We start from the raw sequence: 18,610 nt of genomic DNA, 5'->3' as shown, positions 1-18,610 counted from the left end.
CCGGACACCGCCAGGGGCGGCACCCTTCCGAGGGTGCCGCCCCTGCGGCGTATCCGGAACCGCCGCTGTGAGCGAACGCTCGGCCGAGCGCCCCTCGCCCCGTGGAACAATCGATCGATGCCTCTCGACCTCACCTACGACGACCCCGCCTCCGATGTCGTGCTCGACGCCGCCGCGGGGGTGCGCCGCAGCATCCTCCCGGGCGGGGTGCGCCTGCTGACGCAGACCGACCGCAGCGTGCGCAGCGCGACCCTGGGGCTGTGGCTGCCCGTCGGCTCCCGTGACGAGCGGCCGGAGCACGCCGGATCGACCCATGTGCTCGAGCACCTGCTGTTCAAGGGCACGTCCCGCCGCAGCGCCCTGGACATCGCCGCCGCCTTCGACGAGGTCGGCGGGGACTCCAACGCGGTCACCGCCAAGGAGCACACTCTCTACTACGGCCGGGTCCGCTCGGCGGACCTGCCGATGGCGGCGGACGTCCTCACCGACATGATCACCGCGAGCCTGCTCGAGGAGGAGGCGCTGCGCACCGAGCGCGAGGTGATCCTCGAGGAACTCGCGATGGCCGAGGACGACCCGACGGACATCGGGTACGAGACCTTCCTCGCCGAGGTGCTGGGCCCGGAGACCGCCATCGGACGGCCCGTCGGCGGCACCGAGCAGACGGTGACCGCGCTCGCGATCGAGGACGTGCGCGAGCACTGGCGCGAGCACTACACCCCCGAGAACCTGGTGGTCACCGCTGTCGGCGACCTCGACCACGAGGAGCTCGCGGGGCTGCTCTTCGCCGGGCTCCGCCGCGGAGGCTGGGAGCTCGCCGACGGCGCCCTGCCCGCCCGCGGCCGACGCGAGGGCGCGGTCGCGCCCGGGTCCGCGGCCGCCCTCGACGTCGCGGCGATCGCGCCGCACCGGCTGGTGCGCCCCTCGGAGCAGAACCACATCTACCTCGGCGGCCAGGGCCTGAGCGCTCTCAGCGAGGACCGCCACGCGCTGTCCGTGCTGATGAGCGTGCTCGGCGGCGGCATGTCCTCGCGCCTCTTCCAGAACATCCGCGAGCGGCGCGGCCTCGCGTACTCGGTGTACTCCTTCTCCGCCGGATACCGCGACGCGGGGCTGTTCGGCCTCTACGCCGCCTGCCGCCCCGGCCGCACCGCCCAGGTGGTCGAGCTGCTCGCCGAGGAACTCGAGCAGATGGGTTCCGGGGGCATCACCGCGACCGAGCTGGAGCGGGCCAAGGGCCAGATCACCGGCTCCTTCGCGCTCGGCCTCGAGGACACCTCCAGCCGGATGGGCCGCCTCGGCACCCTCGAGCTGGTCCACGGCCGCTACACGAGCGTCGACGAGACCCTGCGGCGCATCGGGGAGGTCGACGTCCGCGCGGTGCAGGACCTCGCCGCGCGCCTCGCCGCCTCCTTCTCGACCCGGGTCGAGGTCGGCCCCGAGAGCTGATCCCCGCCCCGCGCCGATCGTCCCGTCCCGCAACCCGCCCGACCCCGTCCGAGGAGCCGTCATGACCAGCACCCCCGATCCCGAGACCACCGCCTCCGCGCTCCGCGTCGCCGTCCTGGGGGCGGGGGGACGCATGGGCGCCGAGGCTTGCCGGGCCGTCGAGGCCGCCGACGACCTCGAGCTCGTCGCCCGGATCGGGCGCGGGGACGATCTCGAGGCCATCGCCGCGGCCGGGGCGCAGGTCGCGGTCGACCTCACCGTTCCCGCGGTCACCGCGCAGAACGTCGACTGGCTCGTGGACCACGGCATCCACGCCGTCGTCGGGACGACGGGATGGACCGAGGAGTCGCTCGGCGCGCTGCGCGAGCGCCTCGCGGGCGCCCCCGGCGTGGGGGTGCTGATCGCCCCCAACTTCGCGATCGGCGCCGTGCTCGCGATGCGCTTCGCCGAGGTCGCCGCGCGGTACTACGAGAGCGCCGAGATCATCGAGATGCACCACCCCGACAAGCTCGATGCTCCCTCGGGGACCGCACGCCACACCGCGGCGGCGATCGCGCGCGGCCGGGCCGCCGGGGGGCTCGGTCCAGTGCCGGACGCGACCGAGAAGGACCCGCTGGGAGCACGCGGGGCCGTGGTCGACGGGGTGCACGTGCACGCCGTGCGGCAGCGGGGGCTCGTCGCCCACGAGGTGGTCCAGTTCGGCGGCCCGGGCGAGCAGTTCCAGCTCCGTCACGACTCCTTCGACCGCGGCAGCTTCATGCCCGGGGTTCTGCTGGGGGTGCGTGAGGTGGCGTCCCATCCGGGGCTGTCCGTGGGTCTCGACGGCTACCTGGACCTCGGCACCGGCGACGTCGCCGACGCCGCCGACCGGGGCTGAGCGCCGCCGTGAGACAGCAGCTCCTCGTCGGGGCCCTCCTCCTGATCAGTGCCGCCTACTGCTGGGGCCTGGGCTGGATCGCCTGGGGCTTCGTGCGAGCCGGCACACCGCTCGGCTTCGGCCTCGCCGCCGCGGTGGTGGTGCTCCTCGCCCTCACCGTCTGGGTGACCTGGCGGGAGGTGCTCTTCGGACTCGCCGCGGGCCGCCTGGCCGCGCGCTACGCCGCCGAGCCCGTCCACGGGACGGAGGGCGAGCGTCCGCTCGCCCCGGCTGCGGAAGCCGAGCGCGCACCGACCGACGAGGAACGACGCGCCGAGTTCGAGGTCGCGCGCACCGCGGTCCAGGAGAGCGCCCAGGACGACTGGCGCGCCTGGTTCCGCCTCGCCCTCGCCTACGACGGGCTGCGCGATCGCAAGCAGGCGCGCCTCGCGACCCGACGGGCCATCGACGCCTCCCGGCGCGGCTGAGTCTCCCGCGCGATCCGCCGACACGCGCAGGTGCTGGCAGGCGCCGGTCAGAGCCGCAGGACCTCAGCTCCAGCCCAGCGCCCGCAGCACCGCCGCGGTCGCCGCCGCCCCGATCACCACCACGAGGAAGGGTGCCCGCAGGAGCAGCAGCACCGCCGCCGCGAGGAGAGCGACGAACCGGGCATCGGCGACCAGCACGGTGCCCGAGGTCGCCGCCTGCACCGCGACCAGGGCCCCGAGCAGTGCGATCGGCAGCAGGGCGGTGATCCGCGAGACGCGCGGCCGGTCCAGCGTCTCGGAGGGCACCTGGTAGCCGATCCACTTCTGCCCGAAGGAGACCAGCGAGGCGAGGACCACCCCGATCCAGAGCACGCTCATCCCCGCACCTCCGGGGAGCGCCGGGGGAGCAGCCCCGCGATCACGGCGACCAGTGCCGCGGCGAGCACGGGCAGCCCCGGGGGCAGCGCGGGGGTGGTCAGCAGGGCGACGAGGGCCGCGGCCACGGCGACCGCCACGGCCTCCCCGGAGCGCAGCCGCGGCCACAGCAGCGCGAGGAAGGCCGCGGCCGCCGCGGCATCCAGGCCCCAGGCGCCGGGATCGGCCACGTGCTGCCCGGCCAGCGCCCCGACCAGGGTGAACAGGTTCCAGAAGACGTACACCCACACCCCGGCGGCCCAGAAGCCGGTGCGCTTCTCCTCGGTGGTGGTGCCGGACGCAGCGAGCGCCGCGGACTCGTCGATGGTCAGATGCGCGCGCAGCGGACCGCGCCAGCCCCCGCGCGGCAGGGACGGCGCGAGGATCACCCCGTAGAGGGTGTTGCGGATCCCGAGCAGGGAGGCGGCGAGCGCCGCGCCGAGCGCCGATCCGCCCCCGCCGAGGACGCCGATGAACGCGAACTGGCTGCCGCCCGTGAACATCACCGCTGAGAGCACCATCGCCTGCCAGACGTCGAGACCGGAGGCGGTCGCGAGGGCCCCGAAGGAGATGCCGTACAACCCCGTGGCCACGCCGATCGAGAGCCCGGTGCGGCGCAGAGAGCGCAGGCGCTCCGAGGCGGCGACGGACGGGGGCTCGGAGGGGACGCCCGGCGGCGGCGAGGGCGCGGGAAGTGCAGTCGACATGATGCCCACCACCATACGTTCACCTGCGCGGATGCGTCCTCGCGGTCCGGCGCGCCTGTGAGATCGTGGGGGTATGACCGCGACTCCGGATTGCTCTGCGACGCCAGCCCCCGAGGCGCTGCCGCTGCGCGCCCAGGCCCTACTGCTCGACATGGACGGCACCCTTATCGACTCCGGTCCCTCGGTCGAGCGCGCGTGGGACACGCTGCTGGCGGAGCTCGGCAGCGACCACCGCTTCGGGCATGCCGAGCACGGGCGTCCCGCGCGGCAGATCCTCGCCGAGGTCCTGCCCGAGCTCACCGCGGAGGAGCTCGACCGGGCCCATGCGCGCATCGAGGAGCTCGAGATCGCGGACGTCGCCGGCATCAGGACCCTCCCCGGCACCGAGCGGCTGCTGCGCGAGCTCGACGCCGCAGCCGAGCAGCTCGGCCGCCCCACCTGGACCATCGTCACCTCCTGCACCCGACCCCTGTTCGAGGCCCGTTGGGCCCGCACCGGTCTGCCCACCCCGGCGGGCCTCGTCACGGCCGACCAGGTCGCGCACGGGAAGCCGGATCCCGAGCCCTATCTCCTGGGCGCCGAGCGGGTGGGGGCGGACCCGGCGGAGGCCATCGTGCTCGAGGACTCGGTGGGCGGCCTGCGCTCCGGATCCGCGGCCGGCGCGCGAACCGTCGCCGTGACCACCACCACGCCGGCCGCGGAGCTCGCCTCCCGAGCGGATGCTCTGGTCACCTCCCTCGACGACCTCGAGGTGAGCGTCGCGGACGGCGCGCTGCGCCTCGCCCGCCGCGGAGCCTGATCCCCGCTCCGCATCACGTCGCGCCTGAGGGGGCGGACGAGCGCCGATTGATACGCTCTGTCGGCCGCGTCCCGCGCTCGAGAGAGCACGTCGCGGAGCACAGACCCCGTCGAAAGGACCCGTTCATGAGCGCGATCGTCGGCAGCCTCGGACTCGGAGCCGAGGGGGAGGAGACCCTCCGCCGGATGCGCGCGGCGCAGACGGGCGATTCCGTGCACGCGACCAGCGCCGACGGCCGTCGCACCCTGCTGCTCGACGCCGAGCTCCGCGATCGGTCCGAGCTGCGCGCCGCTCTCCGGGCCGCGGGCGTCGACGTCCCCGTCGCCCCGGCGGCGCAGGACGGCCCGGCGGATCCCGCCGCCGATGCCGCGCTCGTCCTCGCGGCCTACGAGGCCTGGGGGAGCGAGGCCCTGGACCGCCTCGACGGCGGCTTCGCGCTCGCCCTCCACGATGCCGAGACGGGCACCTGGACCCTCGCCCGGGACCCCTTCGGACTCCGCCCCCTGCACTACTGGGTCGAGGAGCACCCGGCGGGCGAGGGAGCGGCGGCGCTCCTCGCCTCCGAGGTGCGGACGCTGCTGGCCAGCGGACGGGTAGAGCGCAACCTCGACGAGGCCGCCGTGCACCGCTTCCTGCTCGACGGTGTCCTCGACGACGGTCCCCGGACCCTCGTCGCCGGGGTGCGACGGGTGCAGCCCGGCGAGCTCGTCACCCTCTCCGCCGACGGGGTGCGGACCGACCGCTTCTCCCATCTCCAGCAGGAGCTCGAGGCGATCGCCTCCCGGCCCGGCCGACCCCTCGGCCAGGGCACCGCCGCCGAGGTGCGCCGCCTCCTCGCCGACGCGGTGCACCGCGCCCATCCCGGGGACGGTCCCGTCTCGACGACCGCGACCGGCGACCTGACCTCGGCCGCGCTCGCCGGCACCCTCGCGTCGGCGTCGGCAGCCACCTCGGGCTCCGGGGAGTCGGACCGCCCGCAGCCGCGCGCCGCCCTCCTGCCCGGCACCGACCCCGGCGCGGCCGAGCACCTCGACGCTCTCGCGGCGGCGACCGCGGGGCGCCTCGAGACCCGCCTGGTCGCCCTCGACCCGCAGCGTTTCCTCGCCGAGCTGCAGGACCTCGTGCTCCTCCTCGACGAACCCGTCGCGGGCCCCGAGGCCTACGCCCGCTGGGCGGTGCTGCGCGGCGCCGCCCCCGGCGGCGTCGAGCTCAGCGCGCTCGGCGGGGACGAGGCGACGGGCGGCCTGCCCGAGCACCTCGCCGTCCACCTGCGCGCGCTGCGGTCCGGGCGCCGACTCGGCACCCTCGCTCGCTCCGCCGTCGGCGCCCGGACCGCCCTGCGCGAGGCGGCCTCCGAGACCCTCGCCGCCCGCACCCCGGTGCCCGCCGCGGCCCTGCTGGACTCCGGCTTCGTCGCCGCCCACGAGCGGGTGCGCCCGTCCGCCGCCGCGCAGGACCTCTCGGCCCGCCTCGTCGGAGACGTCTTCGGCGATGCGCTGCGCACCCGGCTGCGCATCGAGGACCGCTTGTCCCGCGCCGCCGGGATCGAGAGCCGGGCGCCCTTCCTCGACCGTCGCCTGCTGACCCTGCTCCTCTCCCTCGAGGATTCCGCTCACATGGACGGCGGTCGCCCCCAGCGGATCCTCCGGGAGGCGGCCGCGGGCCTGCTGCCCGCCGCCGCTCTCGGGCAGAGCGGCGGCGGCGCCACGGTGCCCGCCGGCGCGTGGCTCGTCGCCCTCGCCCCGGCCGTGCGCGAGATCTTCGCCTCGGACGCCTTCGACGCCCGGCCCTTCACCGACTCCCGGTCCGTGCTGGCCCTGTTCGACGACGCGGTCGCTCGTCCCGCGCACCATCGCACCGAGGTCCTGTGGCGGCTGCTGTGCCTCGAGCTGTGGCTGCGCGCCGTCCTGGACGACCCCGACGCCGCCCCCGTCGCCCAGACCCCGGTCGAGCAGGAGGACGAACGTCCCAAGAGCGACTACGACGCCAACCCCGGCAAGCAGCTCGACCTCGTCTCTGAGGCCGACGGCATCACCTGGCGCCGCTTCCCGCTGCAGACCGCCCTGGTCGCCCGCGGGGACGACGTCGAGGCGATCGCCCGCGAGCGCGTCGAGGCCTTCGCCGCCGGACTCCCGGACGGCGCCCTGCCCGCCGGTGCCCCGTGGTACTTCGTGATCAGCGAGAAGATCATCGCGATCACGCAGGGCCGGTCGTGGTTCACCTGGGAGATCCACCCCCGCCCCGCCGCGAAGATCCTCAGCCGCTTCGTCACCCGCACCCCGGCCGGCATCGGCCTCGGCGACCCGACCACCATGGAGCTCGCCCTCCGGGAGGTCGGCCTGCCGCGCGTGGTGCTCGCCTCCGCCGCGGGCGCCGCCGGCAAGCTGCTCGGCCGACGGGGCGTGTTCTACGAGGTCGTCGGCGCGAACGTGCGCGCGATCGACGGCCCCACCCCGTACTCGGCCTTCCCCTCGAACGTCTCCGCGAAGCTGCCGCCGAAGGATCCAGATCAGGTCTCGGCGCGGATTTCCGCGGCGATCCGGGCCTCGGACCTGCCCGCCGCCGTGCGCGACGCCTTCGTCGGCACCGTGGTGATGGACGCGAACGACATCGGCCGCAACGTGCTCGGCACGGACGTGGACACCCCGCGCGAGCGCCTCGAGGCCACCTTCGCCGACAACCCCCTCGGCCAGGGCCGCCAGCGCACCCCGCTCGCGATCCTCGTCGACCTGGGCACCACGGATCCGCGCTGAGCGCACCGCTCCCGCTAGGATCCATGCAGCACAACCCTTCCTGGAGGAGACCATGAGCAGCAGCGGTACGCGGCCCTTCGGCGCAGTGGGGGTCGCGATGGTCACCCCGTTCACGACCGACGGTTCCGCCGTCGACCTCGACGCCGCCCAGGCGCTCGCGGTGCACCTCGTCGAGCACGGCAACGACCTGCTGGTCGTCTCCGGGACCACGGGGGAGGCGCCGACGCTGACCGACACCGAGAAGCTCGATCTCGCGCGCGCCGTCCGGGAGGCCGTCGGCCCCGGGACCACGGTGGTCGCGGGCGTCGGCACCTACGACACGGCGCATTCGGTGCAGGCCGCGCGCGATCACGCGGCCCTCGGCCTCGACGGCCTGCTCGTGGTCACGCCGTACTACTCCAAGCCCAGCCAGGCCGGGGTCATCGCCCACACTGAGGCGATCGCCGACGCCACCGACCTGCCGGTGATGCTCTACGACATCCCGGGTCGCTCCGGTATCCCGCTCGCCGAGGAGACCCTGCTCCGGCTCGCCGAGCACGAGCGGATCCTCGCCGTGAAGGACGCCAAGGGCGACCTGCACCAGGCCACCCGGGTGATGGACCGCACCGGCATCGCCTACTACTCCGGCGAGGACGCGCTGAACCTCCCGTGGCTCGCCGTCGGCGCCGTGGGCGTCGTCTCCGTGGTGGGGCAGGTCGCGGGCGAGCTCGAGCGCGCGATGCTCGAGGCGACCGATCGCGGCGATCTCGCCGCGGCCCGCGCCGCCCACGTCGCTCTCGTCCCGCTCGTCGAGGCGATCATGAATCGCATGCCCGGGGCCGTCGCGGCGAAGGCCGCGCTGTACCTGCAGGGCGTGCTCCCGCACGCGGCGATGCGCGGCCCGCTCCTCCCGGCCGATGCCGACCAGCTGCGCGAGCTCGCGGCGGCCCTCGAGCAGGCCACCGGCATCCCCGCCCTCGACGGGGCCCGGAGGCCGGCATGACCGCGGGGACGGCGTTCACGGAGCGTCTGGCCGCCCCGCCCGCACTCGCCGCGGGCACGCTGCGCATCACCCCGCTCGGCGGGCTGGGCGACGTGGGGCGGAACATGTCGGTCCTCGAGTACGAGGGCCGCCTGCTGATCATCGACTGCGGGGTGCTCTTCCCCGAGGACGCCCAGCCGGGCGTGGACCTGATCCTCCCGGACTTCGACCTCATAGCGGACCGGCTCGACGACGTCGCCGCGATCGTCCTCACCCACGGCCACGAGGACCACATCGGCGCCGTCCCCTACCTGCTGCGGCAGAAGCCGGACATCCCGCTCGTCGGCAGCCAGCTGACCCTCGCCTTCATCGAGGCGAAGCTCCGCGAGCACCGCATCACGCCCTACACGCTCGCCGTGAAGGAGGGCCAGAAGGAGTCCTTCGGCCCCTTCGACTGCGAGTTCGTGGCCGTGAACCACTCGATCCCGGACGCGCTCGCCGTGCACGTGGCCACCCCGGCCGGCACCGCGCTGCACACCGGCGACTTCAAGATGGACCAGCTGCCGCTCGACGGCCGCATCACCGACCTGCGCGCCTTCGCCCGCCTCGGCGAGGCCGGCGTGGACCTGTTCATGACCGACTCCACCAACGCCGAGGTCCCCGGGTTCACCGTCGGCGAGCAGGAGATCGGCCCGGTCCTCGACGCCCTCTTCGCGAAGGCACGGCAGAAGATCGTCGTCGCCTCCTTCTCCAGCCACGTCCACCGCGTCCAGCAGGTGCTCGACGCCGCCGCCGCGCACGGCCGCCGGGTCGCCTTCGTGGGGCGCTCGATGGTGCGCAACATGGGGATCGCCGCGGACATGGGCTATCTCGACGTCCCCGCGAACACCCTCATCGACGTCAAGCGGATCGACAGCCTGCCGGATGACCAGGTGGTGCTGATGTGCACCGGCAGCCAGGGCGAGCCGATGGCGGCGCTGGGCCGCATCGCGAACCGTGACCACCGTGTGAGCGTGGGGCCCGGCGACGTCGTCATCCTCGCCTCCTCCCTCATCCCCGGCAACGAGAACGCGGTCTTCCGCGTGGTCAACGGGCTGATGGCGCTCGGCGCCGAGGTGGTCCACAAGGGCACCGCCAAGGTCCACACCTCGGGGCACGCGAGCGCCGGCGAGCTGCTCTACTGCTACAACATCGTCCGGCCGAAGAACGTCATGCCGATCCACGGGGAGGTCCGCCACCTCATCGCCAACGGGCGCATCGCCGAGGCGACCGGCGTGCCGCGCGAGCGGATCATCCTCGCCAAGGACGGCGATGTCGTCGACCTGAAGGACGGCGTCGCGACGGTCGTCGGAGAGGTCCCCAACGGTTACGTGTACGTGGACGGCTCGAGCGTCGGCGAGATCTCCGAGGCGGACCTCAAGGACCGTCGGATCCTCGGGGACGAGGGCTTCATCTCCCTCTTCGCGGTGGTGAACTCCGAGACCGGCGCCCTCATCGCCGGACCCGAGATCCACGCCCGGGGCGTGGCCGAGGACGACGAGGTGTTCGAGAGGATCCGCCCCGAGATCATCAAGGCCCTCGAGCAGGCCGTCGCCGACCAGTCCAACCGTCGGGACACCCATCAGCTGCAGCAGGTCATGCGCCGCGTGATCGGCCGCTACGTCTCCCAGCGCCTGCGCCGTCGGCCGATGATTATCCCGGTGGTCATCGAGGCCTGATCCACGGCGTGTGATCACCGCCCGCCCGCGCCTCCCCGGTCCGGGAGGGGTCCGGCGGTACCCTGTCAGGCATGGCGACACGTACGTCTTCCCCCGCACGTGCGTCGAAAGGCTCGTCCCGGACCTCGTCCGGCGGTTCCTCGCGGACCGTCGCGGCCACGGCCCACGACCCGTCGACGCTCCCGCTGCCGGTGCGCGCTGTGCGCTCCGGCTATCTCGCGATCGCCCGCATGGTCGGTGGCCTGGTCCGCTCGATCGGCGTGGCCCGCTGGGAGGTGGCTCCCGAGCAGCGGCGTGACGGCTACGCCCTGCTGCTGATGCTCGTCGCGGTGCTCGTCGCCGTGGTCGAGTGGTGGCAGTCCGCCGGGCCCGTCCTCGGGGCCGTGCACACCGTGGTCGCCGGCACCTTCGGCATCTCCTCGATGGTGATCCCGTTGCTGGCCGCCGGCTGGTCGCTGCGCATGTTCCGCCGCCCGGACCAGGTGCGCGCCAATACCCGCATCGCCTTCGCGATCACCATCCTGCTGGTGGCGATCTCCGCGATCGCGACGGTCTCGGCGCGCTTCCCCGCCCCGGCCGACGGGATCGACGCCCTCGCCCGCGGGGGCGGCGTGCTCGGCTATCTCGCCGCGGCGCCGCTGGCCGCCTTGCTGCCGCCGGTCGCCGTGGTGGTCATCCACGCGGCGCTCATCGCCTTCGGCGTGCTGGTCCTCACCGCGACCCCGATCGAGTCGATCCCCGCCCGTCTGCGGGGCGTCTACGACGTGCTCGTAGGCCGCAGCGATGAGGAGGAGGCCGAGCGGGCCGCCTTCGGGCTGCGCCCCCGCCGCGTCGATCCGGCCGTCCACGAGCAGGACACGACGGTCCAGCCCACGGCCAGGTCCCGCCGCCGCACCCGCAAGGAGAAGGCCGCCGAGGAGGCCGCCGCGAGGGACCATGAGGCCTTCGGCTACGTCGGGGACGAGGCTTTCGAGCAGGGGATCTCCGAGGAGGGCGCCCCCGAGGCCGCCGCCGGCGGGAAGAAGGCCCGTCGCGGAAGCGCCCGCCGCGGCGCCCCCGCCGATGCCGACGAGGTCTTCGACGTGATCGAGGACGAGAACCAGCGGGCGAAGTCCTTCCCCGCGGGCGGTGCCCGCGGTGCGGAGGACGCGACCGCGGCGCTGCCGTCGGCCGCCGCGAAGCCGGCGCCCACCCGCGCCGAGAAGTCCCCGGCGGCCGCCTCCCGTGCCGCCGCCGCTGCCGCTGCCGCGGCGGAGGAGGAGCCGGAGCTGGTGCACCCGCCGATGGGCGACCTGCCCCGCGCGGGCGAGCAGCTCGAGCTCGCCGGCGACATCGTCTACACCCTCCCCGAGTCCTCGTTCCTGCTGGAGGGTCCGCCGCACCGCACGCGCTCCGAGGCCAACGACCGCGTGGTCCACGCGCTCGAGGAGGTCTTCGAGCAGTTCAACGTCAATGCGGAGGTCGTCGGCTTCACCCGCGGGCCGACGGTCACCCGGTACGAGGTCGAGCTGGCGCCCGGTACCAAGGTCGAGAAGGTCACGGCCCTGGACAAGAACATCTCCTATGCCGTGGCCAGCTCGGACGTGCGCATCCTCTCGCCCATCCCGGGCAAGAAGGCCATCGGCATCGAGATCCCGAACGCGGACCGTGAGACCGTCGCGCTCGGCGACGTGCTGCGCAGCCAGGTGGCCCGCCGCAACGAGCACCCGATGGTCATGGGCGTGGGCAAGGACGTGGAGGGCGGGTACGTCGTCGCGAACCTCGCCAAGATGCCGCACATGCTGGTCGCGGGCGCCACCGGTTCCGGCAAGTCGAGCCTGGTCAACGCGATGATCACCTCGATCCTCATGCGCGCCACCCCCGAGGAGGTGCGCATGGTGCTGGTCGACCCCAAGCGCGTCGAGCTCACCATCTACGAGGGCATCCCGCACCTGATCACCCCGATCATCACCAACCCCAAGAAGGCCGCCGAGGCGCTCGAGTGGGTCGTCAAGGAGATGGACGCCCGCTACGACGACCTCGCCGCCTTCGGGTTCAAGCACATCGACGACTTCAACAAGGCCGTCCGGGCCGGGGAGGTCGAGGTACCCGCAGGCAGCGAGCGCCGCCTCGCCCCGTATCCCTACCTGCTGGTGGTCGTCGACGAGCTGGCCGACCTGATGATGGTCGCCCCCCGCGACGTCGAGGCCTCGATCCAGCGCATCACGCAGCTCGCCCGCGCCGCCGGCATCCATCTGATCCTGGCGACGCAGCGGCCCTCGGTGGACGTGGTCACCGGAATCATTAAGGCGAACGTGCCCAGCCGTCTCGCCTTCGCGACCTCCTCGCTGCAGGACTCCCGCGTCATCCTGGACTCCCCGGGCGCCGAGAAACTGATCGGTCAGGGCGACGCCCTGTTCCACCCGATGGGCAAGGCGAAGCCGCTGCGCGTCCAGGTGGCGTGGGTCAACGAGTCGGAGATCCACAAGGTCGTCGACCACGTGAAGACGCAGATGAAGCCCAACTACCGCGAGGACGTCGCGGTCGTCGCCGCCGCCAAGCAGATCGACGACGACATCGGCGACGACCTCGAGGTGCTGCTGCAGGCCGCGGAGCTGGTGGTCACCACCCAGTTCGGCTCCACGTCCATGCTGCAGCGCAAGCTGCGCGTCGGCTTCGCGAAGGCCGGTCGCCTCATGGACCTGCTCGAGTCCCGCGAGATCGTCGGGCCGTCCGAGGGGTCCAAGGCTCGCGATGTGCTCGTCCACCCCGACGATCTCGGGGAGGCGATCGCGCGCATCCGCGGGGAGGAGCCGCCGGCCCCGGCGGCCGCCCCCGCCGCGCCCGACGGGGGAGAGGACCGCTACGGCTCCGATCTGCTCGAGGACGACGGCTCCGAGCCCGCCGTCGATTACTACGACGACGACGTCGAGGACGCCGACAGCGAGGACGCCTGGAGCCTCACCGGCCGCTGAGCGTCCCCGTCCCCGAGCCGTCCCGGCTCCACCCCACCGCCCGACTCGCAGATCCCGGAGCAGCCATGACCACCGACCGCACGGACCCCGTCCCGCTGTGGAACATCGCGAACATCCTCACCATGGTGCGTTGCGCGATGGTGCCCCTGTTCGTCGTGCTCGCGGTGCTCTACGCGGAGTCCGTCGGCGGGCGCCTGGTGATCACTGCGGTGTTCGTCCTCGCGATGATCACCGACTTTCTCGACGGGTACCTCGCCCGCAGCCGGAACCTGATCACCGACTTCGGCAAGATCGTGGACCCGATCGCCGACAAGGCGATGACCGGCGCGGCCTTCGTGATGCTCTCGGTGTGGGAGTACATCCCGTGGTGGATGACGATCCTGATCCTGGTGCGTGAGTTCGGCATCACGATCATGCGCTTCACGATCCTCAAGTACGGGGCCCTACCGGCGAACCTGGCCGGCAAGGCGAAGACGATGGTGCAGACCATCGCGATCACCTTCTGCCTGCTGCCCTTCGAGCTGTGGTGGTCCCCGGCCCGCTGGATCGGCTGGTCGCTCGTGCTGCTCGCCGTGGTGCTCACCGTGTGGTCCGGGCTCGTCAACCTCAAGGACGGACTGCGCCTGCGCCGCGAGGCCCTCGCCGGCGGCGCGCGGTGACCGGGTCGGCGCCGATCGATCCCCGGGTCGTCATCGACGCCGCGCGCGCCGCGGGGCTGATGCTCGCGACCGCCGAGTCGCTCACCGCGGGGGCCGTGGTGGCCCGCCTCGTGGACGTCCCGGGTGCCTCCGCCGCGGTTGCCGGGGGCGCCGCCTGCTACTCGTACACCGCGAAGCAGCGAGTGCTGGGCGTGGACCGGGACCTGCTCGAGCGGACCGGGGCGGTCACCGAGGAGGTCGCCGCGGCGATGGCCGACGGAGCCCTGGCCCTCTATGACGCGGACCTCGCCGTCTCCACCACCGGGGTCGCGGGACCGGGCCCGGATGCACGGGGCGTCCCCGCCGGCACGGTCGTCCTCGGCCTCGCCCGGCGCGGCCTGCCCACCCGCACCCGGGTCCTGCACCTCGAGGGCGATCGTGTCGCCCTCCGCGCTGCGACCGTCGACGCGGCGATCGCCGAGCTCGCCGCGGCGCTCGACGTCCCCCGAGACTGAGGGCGGGTGATCGAGGGCGGGCGACGGGCAGGGTCCCGGTCCGTCTTCTCGTCGGTCTCCTGAGCGTCCTCCGGGACCGGGTCCGGTGCTGTTCCCGGGGGTCTCTTCTCGCGATGCACATCTCACAGGCGTGTGTCGGCACCGGCCACTACACTCTGGGGAACACTTCGGCCCCCCGGTGCGTTGTGCTGTCCGTGATGATGACTCCGCACCGCACCTCCGAGGTGCACCACCCGTTCAACCAGAGGAAGGGAGGCAAGGCCATGGTCCTGTTCCGCCAGGAGCTCGGCGACGTCCTGCGCGACGCCCGTCGCTCTCAGGGGCGCACGCTGCGGCAGGTGTCCTCCGACGCCCGTGTGTCCCTGGGGTACCTCAGCGAGATCGAGCGAGGCCAGAAGGAAGCGTCGAGCGAGCTGCTGGTCTCCGTGACCGACGCCCTCGGTCTCCCGCTGTCCTTCGTCCTGCGCGAGGTGTCCGACCGCATCGCCGTGCAGGAGCACGTGACGATCCCCGACACCGTGCCCGAGGGGCTCGTCGACGGCACCGGCCCGCTGGTCGGCGCGCGCTGAGGTGCGCCGCAGCGAGTTCACGGAGCTCGCCGAGCATGTCTTCGGACCGGCTCTCGCGAGCACCTACACCCGCGACCTCGTGCTCGAGGCGGCCGGCGGCCTGACCGCCGAGCAGGCCCTCGAGCGCGGGGTCGCCGTGCGTGCGGTGTGGACCGCGCTGTGCGATGCGATGGACGTGCCCGAGTCCCGTCGCTGGGAGATCCCGGACGCGCAGCGCCGCCGCTGAGCGGTGCACTGAGAGACGTCGAGACACGCCGTGCCGGAGTTCCGCGTTCGAACGTCTGTTCGGTACACTCGGTCTCGACGGTCTCCCCGGCACCACCGACCGATTCCGCCGTTCCTCCCCAACGCCGCGCCATCCACAGCGGTCGCGGGAGGGACTCGCGTGTCGGGGGCCGCGCCTAGTGTGGCCGCAAGGTCAAGACGTCGGCACCCCCGGCCCCCTGGAAGGAACGCAGCTCATGCCCGCACCGAAGTCCGCCGCGAAGGATCGCGGCTCCTCTCTCGAGAACGCCCTCGCCCAGATCGACCGCCAGTTCGGCAAGGGATCGATCATGCGGCTCGGGGATGACACCCGCCCGCCGGTCGAGGTCATCCCGACGGGGTCCGTCGCGCTGGACGCCGCGCTCGGCATCGGCGGTCTGCCCCGCGGCCGCATCGTCGAGATCTACGGCCCGGAGTCCTCCGGCAAGACCACCGTCGCCCTGCACGCGGTGGCCAGCGCCCAGCGCAACGGCGGCATCGCCGCCTTCATCGACGCCGAGCACGCCCTGGACCCGGAGTACGCCAAGAAGCTCGGCGTGGACACCGACGCCCTCCTCGTCTCCCAGCCGGACACCGGTGAGCAGGCCCTCGAGATCGCGGACATGCTGATCCGCTCGGGTGCCCTGGACATCGTGGTCATCGACTCCGTCGCCGCGCTCGTGCCCAAGGCCGAGATCGAGGGCGAGATGGGCGACTCCCATGTCGGCCTCCAGGCCCGCCTCATGTCGCAGGCGCTGCGCAAGCTCACCGGTGCGCTCTCCGCCTCCGGCACCACCGCGATCTTCATCAACCAGCTGCGCGAGAAGATCGGCGTGTTCTTCGGCAGCCCGGAGACCACCACCGGCGGCAAGGCACTGAAGTTCTACGCCTCGGTGCGCATGGACATCCGCCGCATCGAGACGCTCAAGACCGGTACGGACGCGGTGGGCAACCGCACCCGGGTCAAGGTCGTCAAGAACAAGATGGCCCCGCCCTTCAAGCAGGCCGAGTTCGACATCCTCTACGGCGAGGGCATCTCGCGCGAGGGCGGTCTGATCGACCTCGGCGTCGAGCACGGCGTGGTGCGCAAGTCCGGTGCCTGGTTCACCTACGAGGGGGATCAGCTGGGCCAGGGCAAGGAGAACGCCCGCCAGTTCCTCAAGGACAACGTGGACCTCGCCGCGGAGATCGAGGAGAAGATCCTGCGCACCCTCGGCGTCGGCAAGTACGCCGCGGAGCAGGCAGCCCCGGAGGCGGAGGCAGCGCCCGAGGCGCTCGGCGAGGACGAGTTCCTCGACGAGGACGTCCCCGCGACCATCTGATCGTGGTGCAGCAGGTCCCCGGTGACGCCGGCGCCCGCACGGGCGTCGGCGTCACCGCATCCGACCCGGACAGTCGTCTCCGCGCTCGCCTCGAGGCCCGCACCCGGGACATCCTCGAGCGCCCCCGCGCGGAACCCGACCCGGAGCGGGCCGAACAGGAGAAGGTCGTGGTCCGCGAGTGCCGCTATCTCCTGCGCCTGCTCTCGACGCGCCGCCGGTCCGAGGGGGAGATGCGGCAGCGGCTCGCGGAGCGGGAGGTGCCTGGCGCCCTCGCCCATGAGGTGATCGCGCGCATCGACCGTGCCGGGCTGCTCGACGATGCGGCCTTCGCCGCGGAGTGGGTGCGGCAGCGGCGCGAGCTGCGCGCCCTCGGCGACGAGGCACTGCGCCGCGAGCTCGAGCGCAAGCTGGTCTGCCCGGCGCACACCGAGGCGGCCCTCGCCGCCGGTGCGGATGATGAGGAGGAGCGGTGCCGCGACTTGGTGCGCTCCCGCATCGCCGAGGCCGACCGTCGGCAGCTGCGCGCGGAGCGGGACGGCGCGCACCGCCGACGGCTCGCCCGCCGTCTCGATGCGCTCCTTACCCGCAAGGGCTATCCGGGCGACCTCGCGGTGCAGGTCATCTCCTCCGAGCTGCGAGAGGCCGCGCGCTCCTGAGCGGCGAGGAGCCGGTCGGTGCCGCGCTCAGGGGAGCGGCGGGGCGCCCGCGACCCGGGCCGGGGCCCGTCGCGCGAAGCTGCTGCGACGCTGCACCCACACCGCCAGCCGGGACAGCGAGATGTTCAGCGTGATGTAGACGGCGGCGCCGACGGTCAGCAGCGGCAGCAGGTACTCGGCGTTGGTCAGGGCATCGGCGACGCGGGAGACGCTGCGCAGCAATTCCGCGTAGCCGACGATGTACCCGAGCGAGGAGTCCTTCACCAGCACGACGCCCTGCGCGATCAGCGAGGGGAGCATCATGCGCACCGCCTGCGGCAGCTGCACGTCGCGGTACGTGAGGAAGGGGCCCATGCCCAGGGACTCGGCCGCCTCCGTCTGGCCCTTCGGGAGCGCCGTGATCCCGGCGCGCAGGATTTCGGCGAACACCGCCGCGTTGTAGAGCACCAGCCCGAACACGACCGCGAAGAGCTGGGTCGCCCCGGGGAGCACGAGGATGCCGAAGAACATCACCAGCACCACCGGGAGACCGCGGAACACCTCGATCACCCCGGTGACCAGCCAGCGCACCGGAGCGATCGGTGAAGAGCGCAGGGACACCAGCAGCACGGCCAGCAGCGCCGCCAGGGGCAGGGCGATCACCGCGGCCAGGAGCGTGTTGCCGAGGCCGCGGGCCACGGCGAGCCACACGTGACGGGTCTCGTAGCCCGCGAAGTTCATGGGCACGTCCACCAGCACCAGCCAGCGGTCGTTGAACGCGCCGTTGCGGGCGAGCAGCACGGCCACCGTCGCCGCTGCCGCGAGGAGCACGCCGCCGAGCACGAAGGAGATCAGCCGTTCCCGCCGCTTCTCCTCGGGGCCGGCGACGTCGTAGAGGACAGGTCCGCTGCTCATCGGGCGAACGCCACCTTCCGCTCGAGATGCCCGGCGAGCTGGCCGAGCGGGATGCAGATGATCAGATAGCACAGCGCCACCCCGATGAGGATCGCGATGACGTCCGCCGAGTAGACGTTCGTGAGTCGCCGCGACATGGCGAACAGCTCGAAGACGCTGAAGGCGCCGGCCACCGAGGTGTTCTTCACGAGAGCGATGAACACGCTGATCAGCGGGGGGATCGCGGTGCGGAAAGCCTGGGGGAGGACCACGATGAACAGGTTCTGCCGGAAGGACATTCCCAGCGACCTCGCCGCCTCGGCCTGCCCCACGGCGACCGAGTTGATGCCCGAGCGCACCGCCTCCGCCACGAAGGCGGAGGTGTAGCAGCTCAGCGCGATCACCGCCGCGACGCGGTAGCTGAACGTGAACCCGATCGACGGCGTGACGAACACGTAGAAGAAGAACACGATCGTCAGCGGGGTGTTGCGCAGGAACTCGGTGTACGCCGTGGCGACGGAGCGCAGCGGCAGGTACGGGGAGACCCGCAACGCCGCGATGAGCGTGCCCAGCACGAGGGCGATCACGCCGGAGAGCGCGGCGAGCGTGAGCGTGGTGCTGAAGGCGTTCCACAGCATGTCGCGCTCGATGAGGAAGGTGTCCATGGCGGCTCCAGGCAGGGCGTCGGGCCGACT

General features: G+C 73.0%; 18 protein-coding genes. 14 read left to right on the top strand and 4 right to left on the bottom strand.

The features are described 5' to 3' along the window. Positions 1 to 117: 117 nt before the first annotated feature. From ACZCAH_RS12035 to ACZCAH_RS12025, 3 genes are all read left to right on the top strand, one after another. Complete coding sequence (locus ACZCAH_RS12035) at positions 118 to 1,449, top strand: M16 family metallopeptidase (RefSeq protein ID WP_464341301.1); 1,332 nt, start codon at positions 118 to 120, stop codon at positions 1,447 to 1,449. A 61-nt stretch (positions 1,450 to 1,510) separates the two neighbouring features. Next, entirely contained in the window at positions 1,511 to 2,326 is an 816-nt protein-coding gene (gene dapB / locus ACZCAH_RS12030) for a 4-hydroxy-tetrahydrodipicolinate reductase (protein ID WP_464341300.1), read from the top strand. 8 nt (positions 2,327 to 2,334) lie between these two features. Then, positions 2,335 to 2,793 carry a hypothetical protein gene (locus tag ACZCAH_RS12025; RefSeq protein WP_464341299.1) on the top strand — a complete coding sequence of 153 codons (459 nt, stop codon included), beginning with the start codon at positions 2,335 to 2,337 and terminating at the stop codon, positions 2,791 to 2,793. A gap of 63 nt (positions 2,794 to 2,856) precedes the next feature. On the opposite strand, the gene ACZCAH_RS12020 is transcribed toward ACZCAH_RS12025, so the two are convergent. Together ACZCAH_RS12020 and ACZCAH_RS12015 are read right to left on the bottom strand one after the other, a co-directional pair. Further along, the gene (locus ACZCAH_RS12020; RefSeq protein ID WP_464341298.1) at positions 2,857 to 3,171 is read right to left on the bottom strand and encodes an AzlD domain-containing protein; all 315 of its coding nucleotides are present in this window, start codon (positions 3,169 to 3,171) and stop codon (positions 2,857 to 2,859) included. Further along, on the bottom strand, positions 3,168 to 3,914 hold the full coding sequence (locus tag ACZCAH_RS12015; protein WP_464341297.1) for an AzlC family ABC transporter permease: 747 nt from the start codon (positions 3,912 to 3,914) through the stop codon (positions 3,168 to 3,170). The genes ACZCAH_RS12020 and ACZCAH_RS12015 overlap by 4 nt, the downstream gene beginning before the upstream one ends. A 73-nt stretch (positions 3,915 to 3,987) precedes the next feature. Here ACZCAH_RS12015 and ACZCAH_RS12010 point away from each other — a divergent pair, with 73 nt between their 5' ends. From ACZCAH_RS12010 to ACZCAH_RS11960, 11 genes are all read left to right on the top strand, one after another. Beyond that, complete coding sequence (locus tag ACZCAH_RS12010; RefSeq protein ID WP_464341296.1) at positions 3,988 to 4,713, top strand: HAD-IA family hydrolase; 726 nt, start codon at positions 3,988 to 3,990, stop codon at positions 4,711 to 4,713. A 125-nt stretch (positions 4,714 to 4,838) separates the two neighbouring features. After that, entirely contained in the window at positions 4,839 to 7,466 is a 2,628-nt protein-coding gene (locus tag ACZCAH_RS12005) for an asparagine synthase-related protein (protein WP_464341295.1), read from the top strand. Between the two features lie 52 nt (positions 7,467 to 7,518). Beyond that, the gene (gene dapA, locus ACZCAH_RS12000; protein WP_329749615.1) at positions 7,519 to 8,448 is read left to right on the top strand and encodes a 4-hydroxy-tetrahydrodipicolinate synthase; all 930 of its coding nucleotides are present in this window, start codon (positions 7,519 to 7,521) and stop codon (positions 8,446 to 8,448) included. Next, the gene (locus ACZCAH_RS11995) at positions 8,445 to 10,145 is read left to right on the top strand and encodes a ribonuclease J (RefSeq protein WP_464341294.1); all 1,701 of its coding nucleotides are present in this window, start codon (positions 8,445 to 8,447) and stop codon (positions 10,143 to 10,145) included. Before dapA ends, ACZCAH_RS11995 begins: the two co-directional genes overlap by 4 nt. Before the next feature lie 71 nt (positions 10,146 to 10,216). Continuing rightward, positions 10,217 to 13,099 (top strand): FtsK/SpoIIIE family DNA translocase, encoded by a 2,883-nt coding sequence (locus ACZCAH_RS11990; protein ID WP_464341293.1) that lies wholly within the window; start codon positions 10,217 to 10,219, stop codon positions 13,097 to 13,099. 65 nt (positions 13,100 to 13,164) lie between these two features. Then, positions 13,165 to 13,758 carry a CDP-diacylglycerol--glycerol-3-phosphate 3-phosphatidyltransferase gene (pgsA, locus tag ACZCAH_RS11985; protein WP_464341292.1) on the top strand — a complete coding sequence of 198 codons (594 nt, stop codon included), beginning with the start codon at positions 13,165 to 13,167 and terminating at the stop codon, positions 13,756 to 13,758. Continuing rightward, a complete protein-coding gene (locus ACZCAH_RS11980) occupies positions 13,755 to 14,252 on the top strand; it encodes a CinA family protein (protein ID WP_464341291.1) in 498 nt (165 codons plus the stop codon). Before pgsA ends, ACZCAH_RS11980 begins: the two co-directional genes overlap by 4 nt. A 263-nt stretch (positions 14,253 to 14,515) precedes the next feature. Beyond that, positions 14,516 to 14,821, top strand: coding sequence for a helix-turn-helix domain-containing protein (locus tag ACZCAH_RS11975; protein WP_329745082.1), 306 nt, complete (start codon positions 14,516 to 14,518; stop codon positions 14,819 to 14,821). 1 nt (position 14,822) lies between these two features. Further along, complete coding sequence (locus tag ACZCAH_RS11970) at positions 14,823 to 15,047, top strand: DUF3046 domain-containing protein (protein ID WP_329749608.1); 225 nt, start codon at positions 14,823 to 14,825, stop codon at positions 15,045 to 15,047. A gap of 235 nt (positions 15,048 to 15,282) precedes the next feature. After that, a complete protein-coding gene (recA, locus tag ACZCAH_RS11965; protein WP_464341290.1) occupies positions 15,283 to 16,386 on the top strand; it encodes a recombinase RecA in 1,104 nt (367 codons plus the stop codon). Positions 16,387 to 16,388: 2 nt separating this feature from the next. Continuing rightward, a complete protein-coding gene (locus tag ACZCAH_RS11960; RefSeq protein WP_464341289.1) occupies positions 16,389 to 17,042 on the top strand; it encodes a regulatory protein RecX in 654 nt (217 codons plus the stop codon). A gap of 27 nt (positions 17,043 to 17,069) precedes the next feature. Here ACZCAH_RS11960 and ACZCAH_RS11955 read toward each other — a convergent pair whose 3' ends face one another. Further along, positions 17,070 to 17,936, bottom strand: a complete 867-nt coding sequence (locus tag ACZCAH_RS11955) for an amino acid ABC transporter permease (protein WP_464341288.1) — start codon at positions 17,934 to 17,936, stop codon at positions 17,070 to 17,072. Beyond that, a complete protein-coding gene (locus tag ACZCAH_RS11950; RefSeq protein ID WP_464341287.1) occupies positions 17,933 to 18,580 on the bottom strand; it encodes an amino acid ABC transporter permease in 648 nt (215 codons plus the stop codon). Before ACZCAH_RS11950 ends, ACZCAH_RS11955 begins: the two co-directional genes overlap by 4 nt. Between the last annotated feature and the right edge of the window lie 30 nt (positions 18,581 to 18,610).

The sequence above is a fragment of the Brachybacterium sp. B718/18 genome, from assembly GCF_055454375.1.
This window is presented reverse-complemented; position numbering and strand designations above follow the sequence as displayed.